Below are 11479 nucleotides of genomic sequence, written 5' to 3' on the forward strand. Positions count from 1 at the left end.
GGCGCGGAGCTCTAGGGTTGGGGCGGTTCGTGCGGAGGAGAGGGGTGGCGGCGCGCCGATGAGGGTCGTACTGGGCGTCAGCGGCGGCATCGCCGCCTACAAGGCGTGTGAGCTGCTCCGCCTGTTCACCGAGTCCGGGCACGAGGTGCGCGTGGTGCCCACCCGCGACGCGCTCCGGTTCGTGGGCGAACCGACCTGGGCGGCGCTGTCCGGCAACCCGGTGACCACCGAGGTGTGGGAGAACGTCCACGAGGTGCCGCACGTGCGCATCGGGCAGAACGCCGACCTCGTGATCGTCGCCCCGGCCACCGCGGACGTTCTGGCCAAGGCCGCCCAGGGGCTGACCGGCGATCTGCTCACCACCACGCTGCTGACGGCGCGCTGCCCGGTGGTGTTCGCGCCGGCGATGCACACCGAGATGTGGGACCACCCCGCCACCCGCGCCAACGTCGCCACCCTGCGCGAGCGCGGCGCCCTCGTCATCGACCCCGCCTCGGGACGCCTGACCGGCGCCGACACCGGCCCCGGACGGCTGCCCGACCCTGAAGAGATCTTCGAGGTCTGCCGCCGCGTGCTGCGCGGCGCCCCGCGCGACCTGGCCGGCCGCCGCGTGGTCGTCTCCGCGGGCGGCACCCGCGAGGCGATCGATCCGGTCCGCTTCATCGGCAACCGCTCGTCCGGCCTTCAGGGGTACGCGCTGGCGCGCACGGCCGTGGCACGCGGCGCCGAGGTGACCCTGATCGCGGCCAACGTCACGCTGCCCGATCCGGCCGGGGCCGAGATCGTCCGGGTGGAGTCGACGGAGCAGCTGCGCGAGGCGGTGCTGTCGGCCTCGGAGGACGCCGACGCGGTGGTGATGGCCGCCGCCGTGGCCGACTTCCGGCCGGTGGCGCGGGCCACGTCCAAGATCAAGAAAACGTCCGGCGATCCCGAGGCCATTCGGCTGACGAAGAATCCCGACATTCTCGCCGAGCTCGGCGTGCGGCGTACCCAGGCCGGGAACGGCGCCACCCCCGCGGTGATCGTGGGGTTCGCGGCCGAGACCGATGACGTGCTGGCCAACGGCCAGGCCAAGCTGGCCCGCAAGGGGTGCGACCTGCTGGTGGTCAACCAGGTCGGCGAGCACCTCGCCTTCGGCACCCCCGACAACGCGGCCACGATCCTGGTCGCCGGGGGAGACCCGGTCGAGGTCCCGAGGGGCCCGAAGGACGATCTGGCCGACACCCTCTGGTCCCTGGTCGCCCCACGCCTGGCGTGATCGAGCCCCCCGTGACCTGGCTTCCTCACTAATGGGACAAATGTGTACACGCTCCGTAATGTGGGGATGAGACGCCTCAGGGGTCAGTGAAGCTACGACTGGGGGCGGTCGGGGTTGTCAGCATTCAGGCACGTCATACGCGTACTGCTCATCGCCGGCGCCCTCCTGGCCATCCCCGCGGCGGCCTCCGCCGAGGCGCCCGAGGCCGTCACCCAGACCGTCACCGACCACGCCGGCGCCCTCGGCGACCGGGCGGGCGAGGTCCAGGCCGCCATCAGCCAGCTCGAAGCCGAGCACGGCATCCGCCTCTACGTCGTCTACGTCACCGGCTTCTCCGGCTGGAACGCCACCACCTGGGCCGACCAGACCGCCGGCCTGAGCCGCCTGGGCCGCGACGACCTGCTGATGGCCGTCGCCACGCAGGAACGCCGCTACGCCGTATCGGCCGACGCGAACTTCCCCCTGTCCACCGAGCAGATGAACGCGGTCGCGCAGGACGCCATCGTCCCCGCGCTGCGGGAGGACGACTGGGCGGGCGCGGCCGTCGGCGCCGCCAAGGGGTACGGCACGGCCATGGCGAACCCGGCCAACCCCGAAGGCCGCAGCGCCTGGTGGCTGGCGGGGGCGGGGGTGCTGGCCGCAGCCGGCGGGGGCGTCTACCTGTACTCGCGCCGCCGCACGACCTCCCGCCACGCCGCCGCGGCCAAGGACCTGGAGACCCGGGCGGGACAGGCGCTCGTCCACACCGACGACGCGGTCAAGACCTCCGAGCAGGAGGTGGGCTTCGCGACGGCCCAGTTCGGCGAGGAGGCGGCCCAGCCGTTCGCCGAAGCGCTCGAGTACGCCAAAGGCGAGCTCGACCAGGCCTTCCGGCTCCGCCAGCAGCTCGACGACGAGGTCCCGGAGGACGACGTGACCCGCCAGGCGATGCTGGAGGAGATCGTCAGGCGGTGCGCGGACGCCAACGCCCGGCTCGACGCCGAGTCGGAGGCCTTCGACAAGCTGCGCGACATGGAGCAGCAGACCCCGCGCGTACTGGCCGAGGTCCGGCAGGCGCACGCCGAGCTCACCCCCAAGCTCGCCGAGGTACGGCGGGCCATGGCCGCCACCGCCGAGCGCTTCGCCCACAGCGCCCTGACCCCCGTCGAGGACAACGCGGACGACGCGGCCAACCGCCTGGAGTTCGCCGGCCAGACGCTCGCCGCCGCGCAGGCGTCGCTGGACGCGGGGGAGTCGGGCAAGGCGGTCGCCCAGGTGCTGGCCGCGCAGTCGGCCGTGGACCAGGCCCGGCAGCTCATGGAGGCGGTGACCAGGCGGGCCGACGACATCCACCAGGCGGCGGCCGGGCTCAAGCCCGCCCTGGAGACCGTCGCGGCCAACCTGTCGGCGGCGAAGGCGCTGGCCGCCGACCAGGCGTACGCGGCGGACCTGGCGCCCCAGATCGCGTACGCGGAGAGCACCGCGACCCAGGTGGCCGAGGACGTCGTCGCGACCCGCGTGGACCCGATCGCGCTGCTGCGCCGCGTGGAGGAGGCGCAGGCGACGCTGGACGAGTCGCTGAAGGGCGTACGCGACAAGAAGGCCCGTCAGGAGCAGGCGCGCAGCATGCTCGGCCAGGCGATGCTCACGGCCCGCAGCGAGATCGCGGCCACCAGGGACTTCATCACCACCAACCGCGGCGCGGTCGGCAGCACCGCGCGCACCCGGATCGCCGAGGCGGAACGCCTGCTGGCCGAGGCGCGGGCGCGGGCAGGGGAGGACCCGTCGGCGGCGCTCGCCGCCGCCCAGCGCGCCGACCAGCTCGCCCAGGAGGCCGGGCAGGCGGCGCGGGGCGAGGTGTCGGCGTTCGGCTACGGAAGGACCGGCAACGGCAGGGGCGGCGCCGACGCGATGATGGGCGCGGTCCTGGGCGGCATCCTCATCGACGGGATGATGGGCGGCATGATGTCCGGCCGCGGCGCGGGCCGCGCGGGCGGCCGCCAGACCGCGGGGACGGGCAGGCGCGGCCAGGCGCCGGGCAGCTTCGGCGGCTCGGGTACACGAGGGCGGAGGGGCTCAGGGGGAGCCTTCTGACCCGGAAACGATCACATATCGGGGGAATGAGCAATGTCCAAACAGTCCATCTTCGGCCGTGTCGCCCAGCTGGCCAGGGCCAACATCAACGCGCTGCTGGACTCGGCCGAGGACCCGCAGTTGATGCTCGACCAGATGGTGCGCGACTACACCGACAACATCGCCGAGGCGGAGAAGGCCATCGCGCAGACCATCGGGTCGCTGCGGATGGTCGAGGCCGACTACCGCGAGGACGTCCAGGCGGCGGGGGAGTGGGGCAGGAAGGCCATGGCCGCCAGCCAGCGCGCCGACCAGCTGCGCGCGTCGGGGCAGCGGGCGGAGGGCGACAAGTTCGACGAACTCGCCAAGATCGCCCTGGGCCGCCAGATGTCCGCCGAGCAGGAGGCGAAGGCCGCCGAGCCGGGCATCACGGCGCAGCGGGAGGTCGTCGACAAGCTCAAGGCGGGCCTCCAGCAGATGAAGAACAAGCTCGGCGAGCTCCGGGGCAAGCGCGACGAACTCGTCTCCCGCGCCAAGACCGCCCAGGCCCAGTCGCAGGTCCAGGACGCGATCAAGAGCATCGACATCCTCGACCCGACCAGCGAGGTCAGCCGCTTCGAAGAGAAGATCAAGCGGGAGGAGGCGAAGGTCATCGGACAGCAGGAACTGGCCGCCTCGTCGCTCGACGCGCAGTTCGAGAGCCTGGAGGACGTCAGCGCCCAGGCCGAGATCGAGGCCCGCCTGGCCGCCCTGAAGATGGGCAAGCCCCTCCCCATCCAGTCCCCCAGCCCCAACTGACCCATCCCGGCCGCGCCTGCTCTCCCCGGCGCGGCCGGGCGGCTCTCCAGGGCCCCGTCTTGCTTCGGCGCTGGTCCGTTGGCGCTCGCGTCCGTCACGCCCGCCATCCGTTACGGCTTCCGCCGGCCTGCCCGCCCCGCCGTCGCGGGCGGGCGCCCGTCGAGCGCCGGTCGTGAAGGCCAACGGCTCTCCCGCCGTGACGACTCCGCCCCGGCCCACTGCCGTGGCTCACCCTGGGCTCACTCCTGGGCCCGCCGTGGTGGCCGGCCGCCGGGACGCCTCCGCCCATGCCGCTGTCGCCCTGCGCCTCGCCGTGGTGACCTCGCCTCGGGTCTGCGCCGTGGTCGTCTCCTCGGGCTGGGGTGGGTGGATCGGGATTTGGATGTTGCCGCGTTGCCGTACCCCTGCGGATACTTACACAAAGGGGGAGAACACAGATGCCGGTAGGAACCGCGGTGAGGGACCGCTGCAGGACGCTGCTCGGGCCCGGCGAACAGATCAGATACGTGTTTCCCGCGCTGTCGGTGGGGCCGCCGGGGATGGCCAACTTCCTCATCGTGGTCACCGACGGGGCGATCTCGGTGCTCGCCACCAGGATGCTCAGGAGCGACCGGCCGGTGTCGGTCTACGCCACGTTCCCGAGGGCGACACGCCTGGGCCCCATCATGACTGGATCGATCATCGAGCTCGGCTCGATGGCCTTCGAGTTCGATGAGGAGTACGCCGCCGTGGTGGGAGCCGCGGACGCGGAGATCTTCGCGCCCGAGACGCTTCCGCCCGACCCCCTGCCGGATCTCTGAATCGGCCCGCGGTTTCGCTACCTGGCCTCCCGTGGGGCTAGACTTCGGCGAGGCCCAGGCTGGTGTCCACCTGTCCGTGCCGCACATACGTCAGCAGCCGCTGCATGAGGAGCCACTGAGTTGTCACGTCGCCTGTTCACCTCCGAGTCGGTCACCGAGGGCCACCCGGACAAGATCGCCGACCAGATCAGTGACGCGATTCTCGACGCCATGCTCAAGGACGACCACAAGAGCAGGGTCGCCGTCGAGACGATGATCACTACCGGCCAGGTCCACGTCGCGGGCGAGGTGACGACCGAGACCTATGTCGACATCCCCGGCGTCATCCGCGAGAAGATCCTTGAGATCGGCTACGACGCCTCGCACAAGGGCTTCGACGGCGCGTCCTGCGGCGTCTCGGTCTCGATCGGCGCGCAGTCGCCCGACATCGCCCAGGGCGTCGACGACGCCTACGAGCACCGCGAGGAGGGCGTCGGCGACGAGCTCGACCGCCAGGGCGCCGGTGACCAGGGCCTGATGTTCGGCTACGCCTGCCGCGAGACCCCCGAGCTGATGCCGCTGCCGATCATGCTCGCGCACCGGCTCGCCCAGCGCCTGTCGGAGGTCCGCAAGTCGGGCACCGTGCCGTACCTGCGCCCCGACGGCAAGACCCAGGTCACGATCGAGTACGACGGCGACACGCCGGTCCGCCTCGACACCGTGGTCGTCTCCACGCAGCACGCGGCCGAGATCGACCTCAAGGAGATGCTCGCCCCCGACATCAAGGAGCACGTGGTCGACCCCGTGCTCGCCGGGCTCGAGATCGACATCGAGGGCTACCGCCTGCTGGTCAACCCGACCGGCCGCTTCGAGATCGGCGGCCCCATGGGCGACGCCGGCCTCACCGGCCGCAAGATCATCATTGACACGTACGGCGGCATGGCCCGTCACGGCGGCGGCGCCTTCTCCGGCAAGGACCCGTCCAAGGTCGACCGCTCGGCCGCCTACGCCATGCGCTGGGTCGCCAAGAACGTCGTCGCGGCCGGCCTGGCCGACCGCTGCGAGGTCCAGGTCGCCTACGCCATCGGCAAGGCCCAGCCGGTCGGCCTGTTCGTGGAGTGCTTCGGCACCGAGAAGGTCGAGATCGAGAAGATCCAGGCCGCCGTGCTGCAGGTCTTCGACCTCCGTCCCGCGGCCATCATCCGCGACCTCGACCTGCTGCGCCCGATCTACTCCGAGACCGCCGCCTACGGCCACTTCGGCCGCGAGGGCTTCTCCTGGGAGTCGACCGACCGCGCCGAGTCCCTCCGCACCGCCGCCGGCCTCTGACCGGCGCCCGTTCCACCGCCTGAGCCCTGAGTTCCGCCACCCGGCGGCCTCAGGGCTCACGCATGCCCGGACAGGACACCGAGGAGCCCCGGACGTGGTCACGGCCGGGGAAGAGCGGTCCGCGGGCTGACTCCCGTGCGGCCAGGGGCGGCCCCCGAGGGGGAGGGCCGTGTCTTGTCCGGTCCAAGATCCATATAACGTGTTCCCAGGGATCTTCCAGAACCGGGCCTGCCACACGGGGCCGCGGGTGCGGCTCGTTGGGGGTGCGGGACCATGCTGTCGCGGGCCGCCCTCCCCACCGCCGTCACCAGCTTCGTGGGCCGCCGTCAGGAGATCGCCGGGGTGCGCAGGATGCTCCAGCGCAGCCGCCTGGTCACGGTCACCGGGATAGCGGGCGTGGGCAAGACGCGCGTGGCCGTACGCGCCGCGCAGCTCATGCGGCGGGCCTTCACCGACGGCGTCACCTACGTCGAGCTGTCCGGCGCCACCACGGCGGAAGCGGTGGACGAGGCGATCGCCCAGGCCCTGGGCGTCGGCGCGCCCGCCGAGTCGGCGGCCCACGTGGCCGATCGGCGCATGCTCCTGGTCCTCGACACCTGCGAGCACGTCGCGGAAGCCTGCTCCAGGCTGGCCCAGGCTCTGCTGCGCGCCGCGCCCGGCCTGCACATCCTGGTCACCAGCCGCCAGGCCTTACGCGCACCCGGTGAGCACATCGTGATCGTCCGGCCGCTGGCCGTACCGGGGCCGGAGACCGAGCCGGCGGCGGTCGCGCACGTCGAGTCGGTCGCGTTGTTCCTGGACCGGGTGGCCGCCGTGGACCCGGCGTTCGAACTGGGGCCCGGCAACGCGCCCGTCGTGGCCGAGCTGTGCCGGCGCATTCAGGGCATCCCGCTGGCCATCGAGCTGACCGCGGTGCGCGCCCGGCTGCTGCCCGTCGCCCGGCTCCTGCAGCTCATGGACGCCCACGGCTCGCTGGGCCACACGGGCTCGCGCGCCCGCGGCGGACGCCATTCGACGATGCAGGCGGCCATCGCCTGGAGCCACGACCTGTGCGCCGAGGAGGAACGGCTGCTGTGGGAGCGGCTGACCGTCTTCTCCGGCTCCTTCGACCTGGACGCCGCCGAGCGCGTCTGCTCCGGCGCCGACCTGCCCGGCACCCTCGTCTACCCGACGCTGGCCGCGCTGGTCGAGAAGTCGATCGTGGTCCGCGAGCACGACGGGCGGCGCACCGTGTACCGGATGCTGGACGGCCTGCGCGAGTACGCCATGGGACGCGTCCCGGAGCCCGAGGCGGAGCGGCTGCGGACGCGTCACCGCGAGCACTACTTCGCCGTCGCCCGCCGCTTCGGCGTGGAGCGCGCCGGGCGCGACCGCGTGGAGGAGGTGCTGCACGCGCGTTCTGACTGGCCGAACCTGCGGGCCGCCCTGGAGTCCTACGCCGCCGACCCCGCCGGGCGCGCCGCCGGTCTGGAGATGGGCCTGCGCCTCGGCTACCTGTGGGTGTTCGGCGGCATGGCCAGGTACGGCCGGCAGTACCTCGACCGCCTGCTCCCCGGCACCGAGGCCCCCGACTGGATCCGCCTGGGCGCCCACCTGGAGCTCGCCCACATCGCCATCGGCCAGGGCGACCTGCCCGCCGCCCGGCGCGCGCTGGCCGGGGCCGGGGAGCCGGCGGCCCGGCTGGGCACGCTCGGCGGCCTGCACCTCACGAAGATGCGCGGCACGCTGCTGTTCTGCGAGGGCGACCTGGAGGCGGCCGAGCGGCTGCTGCGCGAGAGCGTGGACGGACTGGCGGGACACGGCGGCATCCACCTGCTCAACGGCCTGATCGAGCTGGGGTTCACGTTGCTGACGGCGGGCCGTACCGAAGAGGCGGAACGGGTGCTGACGCGGGCGGCGCGGCTGTGCGGGCAGGCGGGTGACGGGTGCGGCGCGGCGTGGGCGGACCTGGCGCTGGCGCTGTTGCTGCGGCGGTGCGGACGGACCGGCGAGGCCGAGGGGCATGCCCGCGCGGTGCTGCGCACGCACGCGCGGGTGGAGACGACGTTCGGGCGGGCGTTCTGCGTGGAGGTGCTGGCGTGGCTGGCGGCCGACCGCGGCGCGCACGCGCGGGCCGCGCGGCTGCTGAGCGCCGCGCACCGGCTCTGGGGCGCCGAGGTGCGGCCGCTGCTGGGCTCGCCGCACATGGCCGCCGAGCGCGAGCGCTACCAGGATGAGCTGGCCGAGGCCCTGGGGTCGCAGCTGGAACGCGTCAAGGCCGCCGGGCGGGCGCTGTCGGCTGAGGAGGCGATCGCCGAGGCGCTGTCCGGCGAGCCGGAGGAGAGTGAGCCGCGGGCGGTCCCGGCGTGGGCGCCGCTGACGCCGCGCGAGGCCGATGTCGCCGGCCTGGTCGCCGCCGGGCTCACCAACCGGCTGATCGCCCACCGGCTCGTCGTGGCCCGGCGCACGGTCGACACCCACGTCGAGAACATCCTCGCCAAGCTCGGCTTTTCCGGACGCAGCCAGATCGCCGCGTGGGTGATCAGGCGCCGGCAGAGGGAGGAAGGCTGAGCAGGATAGGCATAGTCCCCGATGTTGCCCTGGGTGAGACGGTGAATACTCATCGTGTCCGTAGTCCGGGGGTGCGGGGGCGGTTCGCGCGCTGACGCGAGCCCGTATGGTCCGCGGCACGGACGGCCCGCCGGGCCTCCCGCCGCCAGGAGGGAGAGTCCATGGTCGAGCGAGGCAGGGGGAATCTCCCCGCCGAGTTCACCAGCATGATCGGCCACGCGGCCGAGGTGGCCGAGGGCCTGCGGGCGCTGGCGCGCACGCGCCTGCTCGCGGTCACGGGGCCCGGAGGGGTGGGCAAGAGCCGCGTGGCGGTCAGGGTCGCCCGGCACGCCCGGCGGCGTTTCCCCGGCGGGACCTGGTACGCCGAGCTGTCGGCGGTGACCGGGGAACCGGCGCTGACCGCCCGCGTGGCGGCCGCGATCGGCCGGCCGCAGGCGCGTACTGCCGAGGGGATCGCCGCGGCGCTGCGCGAGCGCAGGGCGCTGGTCGTGCTCGACACCTGCGAGCACCTGACCGGCCCCGTCGCGCGACTGGCGGAGGTGCTGCTGCGCCGGGCGCCCCACGTCAAGATCGTGGTGACCGGACGGCAGCCGCCCGACCTGGCCGGGCAGCGCGTGCTGTACGTGCGCCCGCTGCAGGAGGCCGACGCCGTCACGCTGTTCGCCGAGCGTGCCGCCGCCGTCGACCCCGACTTCTCCCTGTCCGGCGGCGGCACGCGCGCCGCGGTCGCCGAGATCTGCCGGAGCCTGGACGGCCTGCCGCTGGCCATCGAGCTGGCCGCGGCGTGCCTGCGCTCGCTGACCGCGCCCGAACTGCGCGACCGGCTGCGCGACCGCTGCCCGCTGCCGGCGGCGGGGACCACCAGCACGCTGCCGCGCCAGCGCGACCTGCGCGCCACGGTCGAGTGGAGTCACGCGCTGTGCGGGACGGAGCAGCGCGCGCTGTGGGCGGCGTTGTCGGTGGTGGACGGCGGGTTCGCACGGGACACGGCCGAGGCGATCGGCGTCGAGGCGGGCCTGCCCAGGGTGCGGGTGGCCGCGGTGCTGGGCGATCTCGTCGCCGGTTCGGTGGTGCTGCGGGAGCCGGCCGGCTACCGGCTGCTGCGGCCGTACCGGCAGGTCGGGCTGGAGCTTCTCGAGGCGCGGGCGCGCAGGCGCCTGACGGCCCGCTACGGCGCCGCCACGGCCGCGCCCGTGCCCGCGCCCGGCGGTGGCCCCGAGGCCGGTGACGTGGTTCTGAGCCCCCGCGAGCTGCAGGTCGCCAGGCTCATCACCGAGGGCCTGACGAACCTGGAGATCGCCGGGCGGCTGGTGATCTCGAAGCGGACGGTCGACGCGCACGTCCGCAACATCCTCGCGAAGGGGCACCTCGCCTCCCGCACCCATGTCGCCGCGTGGGTGGCTTCCAGCGATTAATCGGCACTTCTCTGGATGCGGGAGGCCGGGTCCACGGCGAACTGTTGTCATGCCGGCGGGTGACCACCGGCGTCGTCCAGGGGAGGGGTCCCAGGGTCCGGCGCCCCGCGTCCATCCGCCGGCACCACAGCGACGAGGGGAAGCCGATGCCGATCGACCCCGCCCTGGTGCGGGCCAGCCTCGCCCGCGTGGAACCGCACGCCGAGCGCGCGGCCGCGTACTTCTACGGGCGGCTGTTCGCGGAGGACCCCGCGTTGCGGGCGATGTTCCCGCCGGTCATGGACGTGCGCAGGGAACGGCTGTTCGTGTCGCTCGGCCAGATCGTCGCCCTCCTCGACCGGCCGCGGGACCTGCGGGAGTACCTGGGACAGCTCGGGCGCGACCACCGCAAGTACGGCGTGGCCCCCGAGCACTACACCGCCGTCGGCCGGGCCCTGATCGCGGCCGTGCGCCGCTACAGCGGACACTCATGGGACAGCGCCACCGAGTCCGCCTGGGTCAGCGCCTACACCATGGCGGCCAACCACATGATCGGCGCCGCCGCCGAGACCGACGGGCCCGCCTGGACGCGGGCCTAGGTGGTCGCGCACGAGCGCAGGGGCGAGTCCGTCGCCGTGCTCACGCTCCGGCCGGCGGGGCGCGTGCCGTACCGCGCCGGGCAGTACGTGAGCGTCCTGACCTCGCGCCACCCCCGGATCTGGCGCACCTACTCCGTCGCCAACGCGCCCGCGCCCGACGGCCTCATCCGGCTGCACGTACGGGCGGTGCCCGGCGGGCACGTCTCCACCGCCCTGGTCAAGGACACCAGGCCGGGAGAGGAGCTGACCGTCGGGCCCGCGATGGGCACCATGGCCGCGCCGGAGGGGGATCGGGAACTGCTGTTCGCCGCGGGCGGGACCGGCCTCGCGCCGCTGAAGGCGATCATCGAGCAGATCCTCGCCTCGGGCCGGCGGCCCGGCATCCACCTGCTGTTCGGCGCCAGGAGCGCCCAGGACCTCTACGACCTGCCCGACCTGCTCGTCCTGGCCGCCCGCCACCCCCGGCTGCGGCTGGTGCCCGTCGTCTCCCACGGCGGCCCCGCCAGGGGGCTCGCCTCCGGGGAAACGCTGAGCGGCATGCTGCCCGACGCGCTGGAGCGCTTCCGCGCCTGGACCGACCACGAGGCCTACGTCTGCGGGCCGCCGGCCATGGTCGAGGCCACCGTACGCAGGCTGCTGCGCGACGGCGTGCCCCGCGCCCGCATCCACCACGACCTGGCCAGTGACCGACCGGCCTTACCTGAGGCCACGGTCTGGTAG

The 11479-nt window shown here is 73.6% G+C and carries 9 protein-coding genes; all 9 read left to right on the forward strand.

Annotated features, from left to right (window positions below):
* The first annotated feature begins 58 nt into the window (after positions 1-58).
* The 9 genes from coaBC to ACIBHY_RS02340 all read left to right on the forward strand — a co-directional run bounded on the left by coaBC (position 59) and on the right by ACIBHY_RS02340 (position 11479).
* Entirely contained in the window at positions 59-1258 is a 1200-nt protein-coding gene (gene coaBC / locus ACIBHY_RS02300; protein WP_397246053.1) for a bifunctional phosphopantothenoylcysteine decarboxylase/phosphopantothenate--cysteine ligase CoaBC, read from the forward strand.
* A 114-nt stretch (positions 1259-1372) separates the two neighbouring features.
* Positions 1373-3331 carry a TPM domain-containing protein gene (locus tag ACIBHY_RS02305; RefSeq protein WP_397305695.1) on the forward strand — a complete coding sequence of 653 codons (1959 nt, stop codon included), beginning with the start codon at positions 1373-1375 and terminating at the stop codon, positions 3329-3331.
* 33 nt (positions 3332-3364) lie between these two features.
* Positions 3365-4108 (forward strand): PspA/IM30 family protein, encoded by a 744-nt coding sequence (locus ACIBHY_RS02310; RefSeq protein ID WP_397246057.1) that lies wholly within the window; start codon positions 3365-3367, stop codon positions 4106-4108.
* Positions 4109-4545: 437 nt separating this feature from the next.
* Entirely contained in the window at positions 4546-4908 is a 363-nt protein-coding gene (locus ACIBHY_RS02315) for a hypothetical protein (protein WP_397305696.1), read from the forward strand.
* Positions 4909-5028: 120 nt separating this feature from the next.
* Complete coding sequence (gene metK, locus ACIBHY_RS02320; RefSeq protein ID WP_379618693.1) at positions 5029-6216, forward strand: methionine adenosyltransferase; 1188 nt, start codon at positions 5029-5031, stop codon at positions 6214-6216.
* 273 nt (positions 6217-6489) lie between these two features.
* A complete protein-coding gene (locus ACIBHY_RS02325; protein ID WP_397305697.1) occupies positions 6490-8766 on the forward strand; it encodes an ATP-binding protein in 2277 nt (758 codons plus the stop codon).
* A 161-nt stretch (positions 8767-8927) separates the two neighbouring features.
* On the forward strand, positions 8928-10181 hold the full coding sequence (locus ACIBHY_RS02330; RefSeq protein ID WP_397305698.1) for a LuxR C-terminal-related transcriptional regulator: 1254 nt from the start codon (positions 8928-8930) through the stop codon (positions 10179-10181).
* 146 nt (positions 10182-10327) lie between these two features.
* A complete protein-coding gene (locus ACIBHY_RS02335; protein ID WP_397305699.1) occupies positions 10328-10759 on the forward strand; it encodes a globin domain-containing protein in 432 nt (143 codons plus the stop codon).
* Positions 10760-11479 (forward strand): FAD-binding oxidoreductase, encoded by a 720-nt coding sequence (locus tag ACIBHY_RS02340; protein WP_397305700.1) that lies wholly within the window; start codon positions 10760-10762, stop codon positions 11477-11479.

It is taken from the genome of Nonomuraea sp. NPDC050547 (assembly GCF_044457345.1).
Taxonomy (GTDB): Bacteria; Actinomycetota; Actinomycetes; order Streptosporangiales; family Streptosporangiaceae; genus Nonomuraea.